Source organism: Variovorax sp. SPNA7, assembly GCF_033807855.1.
Taxonomy (GTDB): domain Bacteria; phylum Pseudomonadota; class Gammaproteobacteria; order Burkholderiales; family Burkholderiaceae_C; genus Variovorax; species Variovorax beijingensis.
In genome coordinates, this window is the sequence record NZ_CP138514.1 from 1 (window position 1) to 17,984 (window position 17,984).

Genomic DNA, 17,984 nt, shown 5'->3' on the forward strand with positions numbered 1-17,984 from the left:
ATGGAAGCTGTTTACAAGTCTGGTGGCGCATCCCGCAAAGCGGCGGCAGACACCCCCCTGGTTCTGGATCGCCCGTCGATCGTCTCGCTGAAGATCGCGCCCGAGAGCGTGCTCAAGTTCGAGCGTCGCGGCGACGACCTCGTGCTCGTGTTGCGGGACGGCCAGGAAGTCGCCGTGCGCGGCTTCTTCGCCGAGTACCCTGACGGCGGCCGCAACGACCTCGTGCTCGAAGACGGCGCCGGCGTGCAGTGGTGGGGCCAATACACCGCACCCTGGAAAGACTTCCACTTCACCGAAATCGAATGGAACGACGCCGGCGGCGCGCTGCTGCCCGACGGTGTGCCCGGCTGGCTGCTGGGTGCGCTCGGCGTGCTGGGCGTCGGTGCCGCCGCGAGCGGTGGTGGTGGCGGCGGCGGTGGCGGCCCGGCGTTCATCCCGCCGTTGCTCCCCGCGCAGAACCGCGGCCCCGAAGGCAAGGCCGAACCCGTCGCCACCGAGCAGGACAAGCCGGTAACCGGGCAAGTGCAGGCCACCGACCCGGACCGCGACGCGCTGAACTACACCGTCGCCAAGGGCCCCGAGCACGGCACCGTCACCGTCGATCCTTCCACCGGCCAGTTCGTCTACACGCCCAATCCCGGCTACGAGGGCCCCGACAGCTTTGAAGTGACCGTCAGCGACGGCCAGGGCGGCACCACCACCGTGAAGGTGCCCGTGACCGTCTCGCCCGTCAACGACGCGCCCACCGCGCCCGACTACACCGAGACCACGAACGAAGACACGCCCGTGAGCGGCCGTGTGACCGGCAGCGACATGGATAGCGGCGACACGCTGACCTACACGAAGGGCAGCGATCCGTCGCATGGCACGGTGACGGTCAACCCGGACGGCACGTACACGTACACGCCCAACCCGGACTTCAACGGCACCGACAGCTTCACGGTGACGGTGAGTGATGGCCACGGTGGCACGACCGCCAGCACTGTCACGGTGACGATCGATCCCGTCAACGACGCGCCGGTGTTCGTCGACGATGGCGGCACGCCGGTGAACACGACAGACGGCTACGTCTTCGGCTACGACGAGAACCGCCCCGCAGGCACCGTGCTCGGCACGGTCCGCGCCACCGACGCCGACAGCGCAACCGTCACCTACAGCATCCTGTCGGGCAACGACGACGGCTACTTCGCCATCGATCCGGTCACGGGCGAGATCAGCCTCACGGCTGCAGGCGCTGCGGCGTTCGCCAACGACTACGAAGCGGGCGCCAACGCGCACGCGCTGGTGGTCGGCGCGAACGACGGCACGGTCACGACGTCCATCCCCGTTACGCTCAATGAGCAGAACATCAACGACGACCCGACGGCGCCCGACGACACCAAGACCACGAACGAAGACACGCCCGTCAGCGGCCAAATCACCGGAAGCGATGCTGATGGCGACACGCTGACCTACACGAAGGGCAGCGACCCAGCCCACGGCACGGTCACGGTCAATGCTGATGGCACCTACACCTACGTGCCCGGCGCCAACTTCAACGGCACAGACAGCTTCACCGTCACGGTGAACGATGGCCACGGCGGCACGACCACCAGCACGGTGAACGTGACGGTCGTTCCGGTGAACGATCTGCCCACGGTCCCGGACTACACCAAGACCACGAACGAAGACACGCCGGTCAGCGGCCAGGTCATCGGCACCGACGTCGATGGCGACACGCTCACCTACATCAAGGGCACCGACCCATCGCACGGCACGGTGACGGTCAACGCCGATGGCACCTACACCTACATTCCGGGCGCCAACTTCAACGGCACCGACAGCTTCACCGTCACGGTGAGCGACGGCCACGGTGGCACCACCACCAGCACCGTCACGGTGACGATCGATCCCGTCAACGACGCGCCCGTGTTCGTCGACGGCGGTGGTACACCGGTGAACACGACCACCGGCTACGTCTTCGGCTACGACGAGAACCGCCCTGCAGGCACCGTGCTCGGCACGGTCCGCGCTACCGACGCCGACAGCGCGACCATCACCTACAGCATCCTGTCGGGCAACGAGCAGGGTTATTTCGCCATCGATCCCGTCACGGGCGCGATCAGCCTCACGCCGGCGGGCGCTGCGGCGTTCGTCAACGACTACGAAGCAGGCGCCAACGCGCACGCGCTGGTGGTCGGCGCGAACGACGGCACGGTCACGACGAACATCCCCGTCACGCTCAACGAGCAGAACATCAACGACGCACCCACGGTCCCCGACTACACCAAGACCACGAACGAAGACACGCCGGTCAGCGGCCAGGTGACTGGCAGTGACGTCGACGGTGACACGCTGACCTACACCAAGGGCAGCGACCCAGCCCACGGCACGGTCACGGTCAACGCTGATGGCACGTACACCTACGTGCCCGGCGCCAACTTCAACGGCACCGACAGCTTCACCGTCACGGTCAGCGACGGCCACGGTGGCACGACGACGAGCACCGTGACGGTGACGATCGACCCGGTGAACGACGCACCCACGGTGCCCGACTACACCAAGACCACGAACGAGGACACGCCGGTCAGCGGCCAGGTGACTGGCAGCGACGCCGATGGCGACGCGCTGACCTACACCAAGGGCAGCGACCCGGCCCACGGCACGGTGACGGTCAACGCTGATGGCACCTACACGTACACGCCCAGCGCCAACTTCAACGGCACCGACAGCTTCACCGTCACGGTGAGCGATGGCCACGGCGGCACCACGACGAGCACGGTGACCGTGACGGTCGACCCCGTCAACGACGCCCCCGTGTTCGTCGACGGTGGCGGCACGCCGGTGAACACGACCACCGGCTACGTCTTCGGCTACGACGAAAACCGCCCCACAGGCACCGTGCTCGGCACGGTGCGCGCCACCGACGTGGACAGCGCGACCGTCACCTACAGCATCCTCTCGGGCAACGACGACGGCTACTTCGCCATCGATCCGGTCACGGGCGCGATCAGCCTCACGGCTGCAGGCGCTGCGGCGTTCGTCAACGACTACGAAGCGGGCGCCAACGCGCACTCGCTGGTGGTCGGCGCGAACGACGGCACGGTCACGACGAACATCCCCGTCACGCTCAACGAGCAGAACGTCAACGAAGCACCGACGGCGCCCGATGACACCAAGACCACGGACGAAGACACGCCCGTCAGCGGCCAGATCGTCGGCAGCGACCTCGATGGCGACACGCTCACCTACACCAAGGGCAGCAACCCGTCGCACGGCACGGTGACGGTCAACGCCGACGGCACCTACACCTATGTTCCTGGCCCGAACTTCAACGGCACCGACAGCTTCACTGTCACGGTGAGCGACGGCCAAGGCGGCACGACCACCAGCACGGTGAACGTGACCGTCAACCCGGTGAACGACGCGCCATCGGCCACGGTGACTGCGCCCGAGGCAGTCTCCGAAGGCAGCCTGCCCGGCGGCATTCCGGCTGCGGGAGAGCCGCCGCTGCAATCGACCGGCACCATTTCCATCGCGGACCCGGACAGCGCGGCCGGCGACCTGTCGGTGTCGCTGAGTGGCCCCCACGGCATCACCTCCGGCGGCCAGCCGGTGTCGTGGACCTGGGACGCAGGCACGCACACGCTCACGGGCAGCGTCACCGTCGGCGGCGTCACCACCGAGGTGATGACCGTGGCCGTGGGCAATGTCACCGCCACGGGCGCGGGGCAGTTCGAGGCGGGCTACACCGTCACGCTGAAGGCGCCGATCGACCATCTGCCGGGCAACGGCGAAGGCGTGTCGAACCTGCACTTCGAAGCCGTGGTGAGCGATGGCCAGGCCAGCGGCGCGCCGGTGGGCTTCGAGGTGCCCGTCAAGGACGATGCGCCGGTGCTCGTGAATGGCGAGCAGGCCATCGACGTGGCGCCGATCGATACCAACCTCATGGTGATCCTGGACCTTTCCGGGAGCATGGGGCAGGAAACCCCGACACGCCTCAGCCGTGCGAAAGAGGCTGTCCAGAATCTGATCGACGGCTACGACCTGTACGGCGACGTGCGGGTGCAGCTCGTCACCTTCAGCACGACCGGGGCGTCGCAGCAGGCCTGGATGACGGCGGCCGAAGCCAAGGCGCTGGTGCAGAACCTGCAGGCCAATGGCAGCACCAACTACGACGCTGCCCTGGCTGCAGCGATGAACGGCTTCTCGGCCACCGGCAAGCTGGACGGGGCCCAGAACGTGTCCTACTTCCTCACGGACGGCGAGCCGACCCTGGGCGACGGCAACACGGAGCAGTTGGCGAACAGCAGCAACAGCAGTACGGCCGACAGGGGCATCCAGGCCGGGGAAGAAGCGATCTGGACGAACTTCCTCAGCACCCACCAGATCAACTCGTTCGCACTGGGCCTGGGCTCGAGCCTGAACGCGGCGGCGCAGGCTTTCATCGACCCCATCGCCTACAACGGCGACACCGGCACGAACACCAATGGCCAGATCATCACCGACACGAGCCAGCTGAACGACGTGCTGCAGGGCACGATCAGCGTGCCACCCACGGTCAGCAACCTGCTGACCGGCGGCCTCGGCGGCTCGTCGGGCTTCGGTGCCGACGGTGGCCATGTGTCCACGCTGAGCATCGACGGCACCACCTACGCCTTCGACAGCAGCACGGGCCTGATGACGGAAACCGGCCCCGCCACCGGCAGCGACTACAGCTACAACGCGGCGACACACCAGGTCACCATCGCCACGGCGCAGGGCGGCAAGCTGGTGGTGGACTTCGACTCGGGCGAATTCAGCTACCAGGTGGCACCGAAGACCGCCGGCTCGCAGAACTACGACGAGACCCTCAGCTACCAGGTGGTCGACCGCGACGGCGACGCCAGCAACGCGGCCACGCAGACGCTGCACGTCAACTACACGCCCGCAGCCGGTGCGGCGGGGAAGGCAGCGCTCTTCAGCTCGGCCGACTCGCTGGGGCTGGCCGGCGTCGACGAAGTGACGGTGTCGCTCGAGCAGCAGAACGATGCGCCGCATTTCCCCTCCGGCGACAGCCCGTGGGGCGGCACGCAGCTGTCCGACATGCTGCAGGGCTTCGGCGCGGCCGAGTCGCTGCATGCGCTGCTGCAGGCCGCGTTCCCGCCGGCCTTTGCGAGCACGCAGGCATCGCCCACGGTGCTGGCCATGGCGTCATCGGCCGATTCGCTCGCGGCCTACGCACCGCCCGTGGTCCCTTCGCTCGACGACGAGCTTCACACGGGCTTCGCGCTTCACCACTGACCGACCGGGGCGCCGGCGCCGCTTGCGGTGCCGGCACCTTGGGGTCCACACGCTGTCCGCACGTTCTTACGCATGTTTGCTTCCCGTCTTCTTCCGTCCGCCGCCGCGGGCCTTTTCTTCCTGCTCGCCGGCACGGCGGCGCTTGCGCAAGCGAGCACCGCCACCCCGCTGGGCATGACCGAGGCCGTGCGCCTGGCCGCCACATCGCACCCGACCGTGCGCAACGCCGTCGGGCAAGCGCTGCAGGCGGGCGAGGGCATTGCGGCCGCGCGCTCGGGCTACTACCCGCAGGTCAGCGCGGGCCTCAGCGCACGCACGGGCAACCGCCAGCTCCAGACCGACGGGCGCCGCCAGGTGCACCAGGCCTCGTTGTCGGTGACCCAGTTGCTGTACGACTTCGGCAAGGTGTCGAGCGCCGTGAACGAGGCCGAGGCCTCGGCCACCGCCGCGCGCGCCAAGCTGCTGTTGGCGGTCGACGACGTGGTGCGCGACACCGCCCAGGCGTGGATCGAAGTGCATCGCCAGCAGGCGCTCGGCGAAATCGCGCAGGCCCAGGTGAAGGGCGTGCAGTCGCTGGCCGGCCTGGTGGGCGAGCGCCAGGCCAAGGGCGCCACCAGCCAGTCCGACGTGGCACAGGCGCAGTCGCGCCTGGAGGCCGCGCGCGCCCAGCAACTCAACACCGCGTCGCAGGCCGAGCGCTGGCGTCTCAACCTCATGCATCTGACCCAGGGCCGCATGCCGGCCGACATTGCCGGCGAAGCGTCGGCGCCGCTTGCGGGCGCCTGCGCCGCGCACCCGCAGACAGCCTTGCCCGCACCGACCGTGCAGATGGCGCAGGCCGAGCGCGACATGGCACAGGCCGCGCTGCGCGGCGCCGATGCGCAACTGCTGCCCACGCTGTCGCTCAACGCCGGCGTCAACCGGGGGCTCGAATCGGGCGCGCGGCTCGCCGGCCAGTCCGCCACCGAAAGCACGCTCACCGTGAACTTCAGTGCGCCGCTGTACGAAGGCGGGCGCAGCCAGGCCCGCCAGCGCGCCGCCGTGCACGCGGTCGAAGCGGCGGAGGCTGCGCTGGGCTATGCACAGCTCAACGTGCGGCAGCGGCTCGAAGACGCGCGCGTGCAATCGCAAGGCCACGCGCAGCGCCTGCCCGTGCTCGCCGCGCGCGTGCACAGCACGCAGCGCACGCGCGACCTGTACCGCGAGCAGTACCTGCAGCTGGGCACGCGCTCGCTGCTCGACCTGCTCAATGCCGAGCAGGAGTTCCACGGCGCGCGCTTCGAGCAGGCCGAGAGCGCGCACGAAGTGCAGCGCCTTGCGGTCGAGTGCCTGTACCAGTCGGGTCGCCTGCGCGAAGCCTTCGGGCTGGTCGATGCGGGCGACCTCGTGGCCGGAGGCCAGCCATGACCGCCACCACCATGCCCGAGCTTTCTGCCGCGCGCGGCCCCGAGCTGCTTGCCGGCTGGGTCGACGCCGTGCTCGCCGTGGCCGCCCACTACCACCTCGACACCTCGCGCGAGCGCATCCGCGGTGCCGCCGCATGGAGCGACCACGAAGACATCGGCGAGCGCGTGCGCCAGATGGCCCGCCAGGCCGGGCTCACCGTGCGCCCGGTGGCGCCGCGCCTGGACACCCTGAGCCCCTGGCGGCTGCCCGTGGTGCTGCAGCTGCGCGACGGACAGGTGGCCGTGGTCACCGCCATCTCGGCGCAGGGCCTGCGCGTGATGCTCGGTGGCGACCAGGGCGCAGAAACCGTCTGCACGATCGACGAGCTGCAACCCGCGCTCGAAGCCATGGCCGTGCTGCGGCCCGCGCAGTCCGCACCCGACTCGCGCGTCGATGCCTACATCCGCCCCGTCGAGCCGCACTGGCTGCGACAGATCGTGCTGGCGGACTGGCGGCCCTACGCCCACATCCTCGTCGCATCGCTCGCCTACAACCTGATGGCGCTCGCCGGCACGCTGTTCTCGATGCAGGTGTACGACCGCGTCGTGCCCGCGCAGTCGCTGCCCACGCTGCATGTGCTGTTCGGGGGCGTGCTGCTGTCGATCGCGTTCAGTTGGGTCATGCGCGGCGCGCGCATGCGCATCACCGACGTGGTGGGCAAGCGCGCCGACCTGCGAATTTCCGACCGCGTGTTCGGCCACGCGCTGCGCGTGCGCGGCTCGGCGCGCCCGCGCGCCACCGGCACCTTCATCTCGCAGCTGCGCGAGCTGGAGCCCGTGCGCGAAATGCTCACGTCGACCACCGTGGCGGCCGTGGCCGACCTGCCGTTCTTCTTCGTGTTCTGCGTGCTCTTCTGGTTCATTGCCGGCTGGCTCGTGCTCGTGCCGCTGGCCGCGTGCGTGCTGCTGCTCGTGCCCAGCCTGCTGGCGCAGCCGCGCCTGCGTGCGCTGGCCCAGGCGGGGATGCGCGAATCGTCGCTGCGCAACGCCATGCTGGTCGAGGCCGTGCAGGGCATCGACGACATCAAGGTGCTGCAGGCCGAGCCGCGCTTCCAGAACCAGTGGAACCACTACAACGCCGTCAACGCCGACTCGGGCCTGCAACTGCGTGCGCTGCTCAACACCCTGAGCAACTGGACGCAGACCGTGCAGGGCGGCGCCTTTGCCTTTGTCGTGTTCTTCGGTGCGCCGCTGGTGATGGACGGCCACATGAGCACCGGCGTGCTCGTGGCCGCGTCGATCCTGTCGACCCGCATGCTCGCGCCGCTGGCCGGCGTGACGCAGGTGCTCAACCGCTGGCAGCAGGCCAAGGTGGCCGGCGAGTCGCTCGACCAGCTCATGAAGCTCCCGGTCGACCATCCGCCCCATGAGACACGCGTGCACCGGCCCGCCGTGCAGGGCGACTACACGCTGCGCGACGCCGTCTTCAGCCACGACGGCCAGACCACCGCGTTGCACGTGAAGGCCCTGCACATCGGCCCCGGCGAGCGCATTGCCGTGCTCGGGCGCAACGGTGCGGGCAAGTCGACGCTGCTGCAGGCGCTGTCGGGCCTCATCGAACCGCGCGCGGGCAGCGTGGTGCTCGACGGCGTGTCGATGGCCCACATCGACCCCGCCGACGTGCGCCGCGACGTCGGCCTGCTCGCGCAAGACGCGCGCCTGTTCCACGGCACCCTGCGCGAGAACCTGCAAATGGGCACGCCCCACGCCACCGACGCCGAACTGATCGCCGCCCTGCAAGCCACCGGCGCCTGGGCCTTCGTGTGCCGCCTGCCCACCGGGCTGGACCATCCGCTGCTGGAAGGCGGGCGCGGCCTCTCGGGCGGACAGCGCCAGAGCCTGCTGCTCGCGCGGCTCATGCTGCGCCGCCCCAGCGTGCTGCTGCTCGACGAGCCCACGGCCTCGCTGGACGAAGTGGCCGAGCGCGAAGTGATCGAACAACTGCGCGCGCTGTCCGCAGGCCGCACGCTGGTACTGGCCACGCACCGCCCGGCGGTGCTTGAAGCGGTCGATCGCATCCTCGTGGTGGACGGCGGCGCCGTCGTGCTCGACGGGCCGCGCGACCAGGTGATGGCGCGGCTGCGCCAGGGCGCGGCGGCTTCGCGCGAGGCGACGGCCGCCGCAGGCCATGGCAAGGAGGCGCAGGCATGAACGCCGTGACATTGACCAACAAGGCACAAGTGCAGACGTCCACCGTGTCCACCTCCACCGTATGGGGCCCCGGGGGCGCCGGCGACTTCGACGAAGCCCGCGCCAGCGGCTCCGCTCGGGTCGTGTGGCTCGTCGCCCTCTTTCTGCTCGCGTTCTTCGTGTGGGCCTGGTGCTTCGAGATCGACGAAGTGTCCAGCGGCATGGGCAAGGTGATTCCCAGCTCGCGCGAGCAGCGCATCCAGTCGCTCGAAGGCGGCATCCTTGCCGAACTGCGCGTGCATGAAGGCCAGATCGTCGAGAAGGGCCAGGTGCTCGCGCAGCTCGACCCGACGCGCGGCGAATCGAGCGTGGAGGAAACCGCCGCGCGCTACCGCGCCGCACTGGCCAGCAGCGTGCGCCTGCGCGCCGAGGTGGAAGGGCGCAGCACCCTTCAGTTCCCCGACGAGCTGAAGGCGTACGCGCAACTGGTCGACTCCGAAAGCGCGCTCTTCCGCTCCCGGCAGGGCAGCATGCGCGACACCGTTTCAGGCCTGGGCCAGGCGCTTGCGCTCGTGCGCAAGGAGCTCGACATCACCCGCTCGCTGCAGGTCAGTGGCGCGGCCAGCAACGTCGAGCTCATCCGCCTGCAACGCCAGGCCGCCGACCTGGAGCTGAAGATCTCCGAGGCGCGATCGAACTACATGGTGCGCAGCCGCGAAGAACTCGCCAAGGCCGATGCCGAGGTGAAGTCTTTGTCGTCGGTGGTGCGCGGGCGTGCAGACTCGCTCGAGCGGCTCACCTTGAACTCGCCCGTGCGCGGCATCGTCAAGAGCTTGCAGGTCACCACCATCGGCGGTGTCGTGCCGCCCAACGGCTCGCTCCTGACCCTGGTGCCGCTGGACGACCAGTTGCTGGTCGAGGCGCGCATCTCGCCTCGCGACATCGCCTTCATGCGGCCCGGGCAGGAGGCGCAGATCAAGGTCACCGCTTATGACTACGCCGTGTACGGCGGCCTCAAAGGGCGTGTGGTGACCATTGCACCCGACACCCAGCGCGACGAGGTCAAGCCCGAGATCGTGTACTACCCCGTACTCGTGCGCACCGACTCCGACGCACTTACCGACAAGGCCGGCCGCCGCATGCCCATCGTGCCCGGCATGGTGACCACCGCCGACATCCGCACCGGTCGCAAGACCGTGTGGGACTACCTGACCAAGCCGCTGAACAAGGCGCGCGAAGCCATGCGCGAGCGCTGATTTGCGCGCGCTCATCTCCCCCAAGAAACCCATCTGACCCAAGAGGACGCTAGCCATGAAAAAGACCCCGCACGCATCACCCGCCGTTGCCGCCTTCGTGCTCGCCGCCGCACTGCTCGGCGCCACCACCCATGTGGCGGCGCGCGATAACCCTGTAGATCCCGTGAGCAACCCCGACAAGCTGGACTATCGCGACGTCGAGGCGCGCCGCCCTGACTTCAAGGAGCCCTTCCTGCGCGACGGCATCGTGTCGCGGCCCGAGCGCTTTCGCGAGATCAAGCCCGGGGTCAATCAGTCCCAGGTGCTCGCCGTGCTCGGGCAGGCGCTGAAGCAAGAGCGCGGCGCGCTCGGCACCGAGTGGGACTACCACTTCAAGTTCCAGATGCCGCAATCGGCCAACTACCTCGTATGCCAGTACAAGGTCGTGTTCGACGACAGCCAAACCGTGCGCAGTGCCGTGTGGCGCCGCCGGCAATGCCTGGATCTGGTCTCGCACTGAACTGCCAGACGGCGATCGAGCCGTCGAATCTTCGACCGCGGAAGCGCTTCCACGGCATGGATTTCAGCGCGCTCGTGCGACTGGCGCGGCCAGGCCGACGCTGATGCGCAACTTTTCCGCCAGCGCCCGCATCAGCGGCGCCACCGCGTTCAGCACGGGCGAGCCCGAGCGCATGGCGTGGCCCAGGCTCAGCACCGGCGCTGCCAGCCGGTAGGGCCGGCGGCTGCGGTCGTGCTCGAGCAGGCCGGTCTCGACCAGCGTTTGCGCGAGGCGGGCCGCCGGCGAGCCTGTCGCAAATTCCACGCAATGGAAATGCGGGGATGCGCGGCGGAGCCCGCGTCCCTAAGCTTGGACCCGTCGATGAGAAGAGCCGCAGCGCCGCCTCGATGCCTGCCCTCTCACATTCCTTTTGACGGAGACAAACGATGCTGAACCCCATGACGCTGGCACGCGCCAGGCCTGCCATCCTTTTATCGATCGCCTGCGTGGTCGGCGGCCTCGTCGCGATGCCGGCGCGCGCGGCCTTTCCCGACAAGCCGATCAAGCTCGTGGTGCCGTTCGCACCCGGCGGCGGCACCGACCTCGTGGCCCGCACCATGGCCATCACGATGGGGCAGGAACTGGGGCAGCCCGTGATCATCGACAACAAGCCCGGCGCGGGCACGATCATCGGCACGGACGCGGTGGCCAAGAGCGCACCCGATGGCTACACGATGGTGATGGCAACCGTGGCCCATGTCGTCAACCCGAGCCTCCAGCCCAAGCTTCCGTACAACCATGACAAGGCCTTTGCGCCGGTCATGCTGGTGGGCATTTCGCCGAACGTGCTGGTGGTTCGCGCCGACAGTCCCCTCAAGTCGGTGAAGGACCTGGTCGATGCGGCCAGGGCCAACCCTGGCAAGCTGTCCTTCGCGTCGCAGGGCGCGGGCACCTCGGCCCACCTGGCCGGCGAGCTCTTCAAGAACCTGGCCAAGACCGACATCACCCACATTCCTTACCGCGGCGCCGGCCCCGCCATCACCGACCTGCTGGGTGGACAGGTCGACGTGATGTTCGCGACGGCCGCGGCGGTCGGCAGCTTCGTCGAAAGCGGCAAGCTGCGCGCGCTGGCCGTGACGACCGCCACGCGCTCCGCGGCCCACTCGCTGGCGAAGGTGCCGACGATCGCGGAGAGCGGCGTGCCGGGCTATGTCGCAGACAGCTGGTATGGCCTGTACGCGCCCGCCGGCACCCCGGCCGACGTGATTGCGCGCCTGAATGCCGCGGCGAAGAAAGCCGTGCAGACGGATGCCTTCCGCAAGCGGGTGGAGTCCGAGGGCCTCGTCATCCACGGCGGCTCGCCGCAGGACTTCGACCGCTACGCCAAGGGCGAGGAAGCGCGCTGGCGCAAGGTGGTCAAGGAAAACAACATCACGGCCGAATGAACGGAGATATCGAATGAGCAGCAGCAGCCTGGTCGAACTGGAAGTCGCGGACGGCATTGCCACCTTGTGGCTGAACCGCCCCGAAAAGCGCAACGCGATGAGCGACGACATGCGCACTGAATTCATCGCCGCGCTGGAGCATGTCGCCAACGACAAGGCGATCCGCGCCCTGGTGCTCACCGGACGCGGCAAGGGCTTCTGCGCCGGCGGGGATGTCGCCGGCATGGAGCGGCGGATGCAGGCGCCCGCGGGCGAGGTCGGCTTCAACGGCTGGAGCCGCCAGCAGCGCGTGCACCACACCCAGTCGCTGCTGCACACCATGCCCAAGCCGACGATTGCCGCCGTCAACGGCGCCGCCTCGGGCCTGGGGGCCGACACGGCGCTGGCCTGCGATTTCATCATCGCTTCGGAGGCGGCGAGCTTCACCTGGTCCTACATCCATCGCGGCATCGTCCCCGATGGCGGCGGCATGTACTTCCTGCCGCGCCGGGTCGGGCTCTCCAGGGCCAAGGAGCTGATCTTCAGCGGGCGGAAGGTCGAGCTCGAAGAGGCGCTGCGACTGGGCATCGCCGATCGCCAATCGGATGCCGAGCGCCTGGTTGCCGATGCGCAGCGCTGGGCGGCCGAGATGAGCCAGGGGTCGGCCACCGCATTGGCCCTTGGCAAGACGATCCTCAACCAGAGCTTCGAGCTGTCCGCGCACCAGGTGTTCGCCCAGGGCAGCCAGGCGCAGGGCATTTGCTACACCAGCACCGAGCATCGCGAGTCGGTGATGGCCTTCCTGGCCAAGAGCAGCGCGAAGAACGGGACGACGAAATGACCGAACTGAACGCCATCGCCAGGCTGCTCAAGCCGCGCAGCGTCGCCGTGATCGGCGCTTCGGCCGATGCGGCCAAGACGGCCGGCCGGCCCGTGGCCTACTTGCGCAAGCACGGATTCACGGGGGAGATCTACCCGGTCAATCCGCGTGTCGATGCCATCGGCGGCCTCGCCTGCTATCCGGACATCGCCTCGATCCCCGGCACGCCCGATGTGGGCATCGTGCTGCTGGGCGCCGAGCGCGCGCACCAGGCGGTGCGCGAACTCGCGGCCAAGGGAACGGCTGCGGCGATCGTGCTCGCCAGCGGCTACACCGAAACCGGCGAGGAGGGCGCGCGCCGCCAGCAGCAGCTCATCGAGGCGGCCGGTGGCATGCGCATCCTCGGTCCCAACACGATCGGGCTCGTCAACCTGAGCGACAACATCGTGCTCTCCGCCAGCGGCGCGCTCGAGATGGAGCACTTCCCGGTCGGCGGGATCGGCGTGGTCTCGCAGAGCGGAGGCATTCTCGGCGCGCTGCTGTCGCGTGCCGCGGCGCGCGGCATCGGCCTGTCGAAGCTGATCTCGACCAGCAACGAAGTGGACCTGGACCTCGCGGATTTTGTCGACCACCTGGCCGACGACGCGGACACCAAGGTCATCGCCCTCTATGTGGAAAGCGTCCGCAACCCGGAGAAGTTTCGTGCCGCCGCGCTGAAGGCGGCGCGCGCGGGCAAGCCGGTTGTCGCGTTCAAGATCGGCCGCTCCGAAGCGGGCGCGAAAGCCGCCGTGTCGCACACCGGTGCGCTGGCGGGCGCCGACCGCATGTACGACGCGCTGTTCAGGCAGGTCGGCGTGATCCGCGCCCAGACCTTCGGCGACCTGCTCGACATTCCCGTTGCGTTGGCCACGGGCCGCAAGCTGCGCGGCAAGCGCGTGGCCATCCTGACCTCGACGGGCGGCGCCGGAACGCTGGTGTCGGACGACCTGGGCATGCAGGGCTTCGAGACACCGGCGCCGGATGCTGCAACGGCCGCGGCCCTGCGCGCGCTGCAGAGCGGCGATCACGCGGTGCTCGACCGCAACCCCATCGACGTGACCCTGGCCGGCCTGCAGCCGGACCTGCTGCGCGGCGCCATCGACATCCTGCTCGAAAGCCCCAGCTACGACGCGCTGGCGATCATCGTCGGCTCGTCCAGCCTGGCCATGCCGGAGCTGATGGCAGGCGCCATCCAGGACTGCCTGCCCCACTCGGACAAGCCCGTGATCGCCTACGTGAGCCCGCATGCGCCCGAAGTCGCGGCCCTGCTCACGCAGCGCGGTGTGCCTGCCTTTGCCGCGGCCGAGAGCTGCACCAGCGCGCTCGCTGCCATGCTGAATGCCGGCAGCTGGCGCGAGCCGAATCCATCCACAGCGCCTGCCGCCGCCGTGCCCATCGACGACCTGCCGACCGGCTGCCTCGACGAAGCCCAGGCCAAGCAGCTGTTCACCCGCTTCGGCGTGCCGTGCGCGCGCGAGGTGGTGGTGGCCACGCCGGCCGAGGCCGAGGCCGCGGCGCGCGAACTGGGCGGGCGCGTCGTGCTCAAGATCCTGTCGGCCGAGATCACGCACAAGAGCGATGTCGGCGGCGTCGCGGTGAACCTGACGCCCGAGACGGTGGGCGCGCGCCTGCAGGCGATGGCCACCGAGGTCGAGGCCAAGGCCGGCGTGCGGCCCCGGCGCTTCCTGGTGCAGGAAATGGTGGGCGGCGGCACCGAGCTGATCCTGGGCATGCACCGCGACCCGCTGGGCACCGCCATCCTGCTGGGCATGGGCGGCATCACCGCCGAACTGATCAAGGACACCACGATGCGGCTGCTGCCGCTCCAGGGCGGCCTGAGCCGCGAGGATGCGCTCTCCATGGCACGCGAGCTCAAGACCTGGCCGCTGCTCGATGGCTTTCGCGGCCGGCCCAAGGCCGACATCGAGGCGCTGGTCGATGCCATCGTCGCCTTCTCGGACATGGCGGCGCGGCTCGGCGAGCGGCTGCTCGAAGCCGAGATCAATCCCGTCTTCGTGCTGCCGCAGGGTCAGGGCGTGCGCGCCGCCGACGGCGTCGTCGTGCTGGCCTGAGCTGCCCATGCATGCCACTGAAGTGTTTGCCGGCCATGCCACCGAATTCCGCCAGGCCCGGCTGGATGACGAAGTACTGCACCACGCGAAACGCGCGGTGATCGACTGGTACGCCGCGCTGTTCCCGGGGCTGTCGGTGGCGCCGATGCCGCAGCTTCGCGCGCTGCTGGCGGACGACCTGGACCGCGGCCGTGCACGCCTGCCCGACGGCCGTTGCGCGACGCCTCGCGCCGCCGCGCTGCTCAACGGCACGGCAGCCCATGCAGCCGAGGTGGACGACAGCTTCCGCGACGCCATGTACCACCCCGGCGCGGCCACCGTGGCGGCCGCGCTGGCGATCGCCCAGGACGGCAGCGCGAGCGGACTGGACTTCCTGCGCGGCGTGGTGCTCGGCTACGAGGTCTCGACCCGCATCGGCGTGGTGATGGGGCGGCCGCACTATCGCCACTGGCACAACACGGGCACGGTGGGCACCTTCGGGGCCGCCAGCGCCGCTGCGGGACTGCTCGGGCTGCATGGGGAGGCCTTCGCCCATGCGCTGGCCACGGCCGCGACCTTCGCTGCCGGCCTGCAACAGGCCTTCCGCATGGATTCGATGTCCAAGCCGCTGCATGCGGGCCGCGCTGCGGAGAGCGGCGTGCTTGCCGCCCAGCTGGCGTCGCGGGGCGTCACCGGTTCGCTGGACGTGCTCGACGGCGAAGCCGGCTTCGGCCGCGCCATGGGCGACGGGCCGGACTGGTCGAAGGTGGGCGACACGCTGGGGCGCGACTTCCACATCACGCGGCTGACCTTCAAGAACCACATCGGCTGCGGCCACACCTTTGCCGCCATCGACGGCGCGCTGGAACTGGTGCGCCGGCACGGCCTGCGCGCGTCGGACATCCGCCATGTCCACGTGGCGACCTACGGCCCCGCGCTCGACATCGCCTGCCACGAAGACCCGCGCACCGAGAACGAAGCGCGCTTCAGCCTGCGCTTCGTGGTGGCCACGGCGCTGGTGCATGGCAGCGTGCGGCTCGCGGCCTACACGCCCGAGCGGCTGGCCGATGCCGACACGCGCGCCATGATGGCCCGCATCACGGCCGTGGTCGATCCACAGCTCGATGCGGCTTTTCCGGGCCGCCGCTCGGCCCATGTGGAGATCGAGACCGCCGACGGCCGGCGCCACGCCTGGCTGCAGCCCGACCGCAAGGGCGACCCCGAGCTGCCGCTGTCGGACGCCGAGCTGGAGGACAAGTTTCGGGAACTGGCGTCGCCGGTGATCGGCGCCGGGCGCGCGCAGGCGCTGCTGCAGCGCTTGTGGGGACTGGACCGGGCGGGCGATCTGCAGGGACTGGGGGCCTGAGTCCGTACTTGCGCGCGGGGTCAAGCCGCGCTTGCACGCATGGGACGAAGGCGTCGGCCTCGCCGCAGAAGCGCTACATTGCATGCGCCATGGACCGCCTCGAAAACATTGAGACCTTCGTACGGGTCGCGCAGACCCAGAGCTTCGCCGAGGCCGCGCGCCAGCTGCGGGTGTCCAAGTCCGTGGTGACCAGCCGCGTGAAGCAGCTGGAAGACCATGTCGGCGCGCCGCTGTTCCACCGCAGCACGCGCGTGGTGCGGCTCAGCGATGTCGGGCAGGCCTTCCTGCGCGACTGCGTCGAGCTGGTCGGCCGGGCCAACGACATCATGGACCAGATGCGCGACGCCAAGGACGGGCCCACCGGCACCTTGCGCGTGCATGCGCTCACCGGCTTCGTGCTCGGGCATTTCGCGACGCTGCTGCGGGCCTTCCAGTCGAGCTTTCCCGACATCCACCTCGAACTCATCGTGAGCGATGCGGTGGTCGATCCGGTGAAGGCGGGGGTGGATTGCGCGCTGCAGATCTTTCCGGCGGCGTCGACCGAACTGGTGTCGCGCTCGCTGTTTCCTGTGCGGCGGGTGTTCTGCGCCACGCCCGAGTACCTGCGTGCGCACGGCAGGCCCGCGAGCCCGCGCGAGCTGCACAAGCACACGCTCGGCCTGTACTCGGGCTACCCGACGCGCGACCGCTGGACCTTCCACCACGGCGGCGAGCAGGTGACGATGTACATGAGCGCCGCACTGCTCACCAACAGCGTCCACCTGCTGCGCGAATACGCCATGGAGCATGCCGGCATCGTCTGCCTGCCGACGCTGGTGGCCGGCGAGGCGATCCTGCGCGGCGAACTGGAGGTGGTGCTGCCGGCGCACCAGCTCTCGTCGTTCTCGCTGAGCGCGGTGTATGCGGGAACCTCGCGCAATGCGTTCAAGCTGCGGCTCTTCATCGAGCACCTGACCCACGCCTTCTCCAAGGTGCCGCCGTGGGACGCGGCCATGATCGAACGGGGCCTGCTGCCGCCCAGCCTGATCTGGGACGCCTGAGGCGAGCACGGCCCGTTCCAGGGGTAAACCCTGCGCATTGAACGGATTTGCCGAACAATGCGGACCGCGTTTCGGGCCTACCGCCCGTGCCGCGCGTTTCCTACAGTGCGTACATCGCAGCGCCAGGCTGCATCGTCCAGCACCAGAGGAGACATCCATGACCGTTGCCTACCAGACCCGCTTCGGGTCGCTCAAGTACTTCGAGAAGGGCCACGTCGAGCCGATCGACGACGACGTGCGCCACTACGCGTTCTCCAACTGCTTCGAGATCGCCAGCATCAGCCGGCCCTACGAGAAGGTCGTGTTCGGCCAGAACCAGATCTACGTGCTGGAAACGCTGCGCGCCGAGGGCACCTCGCCCTGGTACACCAGCGCGCACGACGAATTCGCGCTGGTGATGGACGGCGAGGTCGAAGTGCACCTCGTGCAGCTCGATGCCGCCCAAGCCGTGGCCGACAAGGACAAGAACGGCGCCGTGCTCGTGGAGGGCGAGCCCAAGGGCAGGAAGATGGGCTGGATGAAGCTCTCGCGCGGCCACCAGGGCCTGCTGCCGAAGAACGCGGCCTACCAGTTTCGCGTGGCCGGCGACCCCGGCGTGATCGTGCTGCAGACCTGCAAGGGCGACCTCTCCGTGGAGAAGTGGGCCGACATCTGCCAGACGCAATGAACGCAT

The 17,984-nt window shown here is 69.2% G+C and carries 11 protein-coding genes and 1 pseudogene; 11 read left to right on the plus strand and 1 reads right to left on the minus strand.

Annotated features, from left to right (window positions below; translation table 11 throughout):
* The 5 genes from RZE77_RS27685 to bamE all read left to right on the plus strand — a co-directional run bounded on the left by RZE77_RS27685 (nucleotide 1) and on the right by bamE (nucleotide 10,592).
* Entirely contained in the window at nucleotides 1-5,262 is a 5,262-nt protein-coding gene (locus RZE77_RS27685; protein ID WP_319442943.1) for a tandem-95 repeat protein, read from the plus strand.
* A gap of 72 nt (nucleotides 5,263-5,334) precedes the next feature.
* Nucleotides 5,335-6,669: a TolC family outer membrane protein gene (locus RZE77_RS27690; RefSeq protein WP_319442944.1), complete on the plus strand. Its 1,335-nt coding sequence runs from the start codon at nucleotides 5,335-5,337 to the stop codon at nucleotides 6,667-6,669.
* On the plus strand, nucleotides 6,666-8,858 hold the full coding sequence (locus RZE77_RS27695; protein WP_319442945.1) for a type I secretion system permease/ATPase: 2,193 nt from the start codon (nucleotides 6,666-6,668) through the stop codon (nucleotides 8,856-8,858). The genes RZE77_RS27690 and RZE77_RS27695 overlap by 4 nt, the downstream gene beginning before the upstream one ends.
* The gene (locus RZE77_RS27700; RefSeq protein ID WP_319442946.1) at nucleotides 8,855-10,093 is read left to right on the plus strand and encodes a beta-barrel domain-containing protein; all 1,239 of its coding nucleotides are present in this window, start codon (nucleotides 8,855-8,857) and stop codon (nucleotides 10,091-10,093) included. Before RZE77_RS27695 ends, RZE77_RS27700 begins: the two co-directional genes overlap by 4 nt.
* 55 nt (nucleotides 10,094-10,148) lie before the next feature.
* On the plus strand, nucleotides 10,149-10,592 hold the full coding sequence (gene bamE / locus RZE77_RS27705) for an outer membrane protein assembly factor BamE domain-containing protein (protein WP_319442947.1): 444 nt from the start codon (nucleotides 10,149-10,151) through the stop codon (nucleotides 10,590-10,592).
* Nucleotides 10,593-10,676: 84 nt separating this feature from the next.
* On the opposite strand, the pseudogene RZE77_RS27710 reads toward bamE, so the two are convergent.
* Nucleotides 10,677-10,868, minus strand: a pseudogene (locus tag RZE77_RS27710) (IclR family transcriptional regulator); the annotation flags it as partial.
* 149 nt (nucleotides 10,869-11,017) lie between these two features.
* Between RZE77_RS27710 and RZE77_RS27715 the strand changes: the two are divergent.
* The 6 genes from RZE77_RS27715 (at nucleotide 11,018) to RZE77_RS27740 (ending at nucleotide 17,978) form a co-directional block, all read left to right on the plus strand.
* Entirely contained in the window at nucleotides 11,018-12,016 is a 999-nt protein-coding gene (locus tag RZE77_RS27715; RefSeq protein WP_319442948.1) for a tripartite tricarboxylate transporter substrate binding protein, read from the plus strand.
* 13 nt (nucleotides 12,017-12,029) lie between these two features.
* Nucleotides 12,030-12,836, plus strand: a complete 807-nt coding sequence (locus tag RZE77_RS27720; RefSeq protein ID WP_319442949.1) for an enoyl-CoA hydratase/isomerase family protein — start codon at nucleotides 12,030-12,032, stop codon at nucleotides 12,834-12,836.
* Nucleotides 12,833-14,926, plus strand: a complete 2,094-nt coding sequence (locus tag RZE77_RS27725) for an acetate--CoA ligase family protein (RefSeq protein ID WP_319442950.1) — start codon at nucleotides 12,833-12,835, stop codon at nucleotides 14,924-14,926. The genes RZE77_RS27720 and RZE77_RS27725 overlap by 4 nt, the downstream gene beginning before the upstream one ends.
* A gap of 7 nt (nucleotides 14,927-14,933) precedes the next feature.
* Nucleotides 14,934-16,271: an MmgE/PrpD family protein gene (locus RZE77_RS27730; protein ID WP_319442951.1), complete on the plus strand. Its 1,338-nt coding sequence runs from the start codon at nucleotides 14,934-14,936 to the stop codon at nucleotides 16,269-16,271.
* Nucleotides 16,272-16,360: 89 nt separating this feature from the next.
* Nucleotides 16,361-17,311, plus strand: coding sequence for a LysR family transcriptional regulator (locus RZE77_RS27735; protein WP_015866151.1), 951 nt, complete (start codon nucleotides 16,361-16,363; stop codon nucleotides 17,309-17,311).
* Between the two features lie 157 nt (nucleotides 17,312-17,468).
* Nucleotides 17,469-17,978: a cupin domain-containing protein gene (locus RZE77_RS27740; protein WP_319442952.1), complete on the plus strand. Its 510-nt coding sequence runs from the start codon at nucleotides 17,469-17,471 to the stop codon at nucleotides 17,976-17,978.
* Nucleotides 17,979-17,984: the final 6 nt, after the last annotated feature.

Bases quoted from the DNA above. Each gene is read 5' to 3' on its own strand.
- RZE77_RS27740 (WP_319442952.1), top strand. From the start codon at position 17,469: ATGACCGTTGCCTACCAGACCCGCTTCGGGTCGCTCAAGTACTTCGAG.
- RZE77_RS27730 (WP_319442951.1), top strand. From the start codon at position 14,934: ATGCATGCCACTGAAGTGTTTGCCGGCCATGCCACCGAATTCCGCCAG.
- bamE (WP_319442947.1), top strand. From the start codon at position 10,149: ATGAAAAAGACCCCGCACGCATCACCCGCCGTTGCCGCCTTCGTGCTC.
- RZE77_RS27685 (WP_319442943.1), top strand. From the start codon at position 1: ATGGAAGCTGTTTACAAGTCTGGTGGCGCATCCCGCAAAGCGGCGGCA.
- RZE77_RS27700 (WP_319442946.1), top strand. From the start codon at position 8,855: ATGAACGCCGTGACATTGACCAACAAGGCACAAGTGCAGACGTCCACC.
- RZE77_RS27725 (WP_319442950.1), top strand. From the start codon at position 12,833: ATGACCGAACTGAACGCCATCGCCAGGCTGCTCAAGCCGCGCAGCGTC.
- RZE77_RS27720 (WP_319442949.1), top strand. From the start codon at position 12,030: ATGAGCAGCAGCAGCCTGGTCGAACTGGAAGTCGCGGACGGCATTGCC.
- RZE77_RS27695 (WP_319442945.1), top strand. From the start codon at position 6,666: ATGACCGCCACCACCATGCCCGAGCTTTCTGCCGCGCGCGGCCCCGAG.
- RZE77_RS27715 (WP_319442948.1), top strand. From the start codon at position 11,018: ATGCTGAACCCCATGACGCTGGCACGCGCCAGGCCTGCCATCCTTTTA.
- RZE77_RS27690 (WP_319442944.1), top strand. From the start codon at position 5,335: ATGTTTGCTTCCCGTCTTCTTCCGTCCGCCGCCGCGGGCCTTTTCTTC.
- RZE77_RS27735 (WP_015866151.1), top strand. From the start codon at position 16,361: ATGGACCGCCTCGAAAACATTGAGACCTTCGTACGGGTCGCGCAGACC.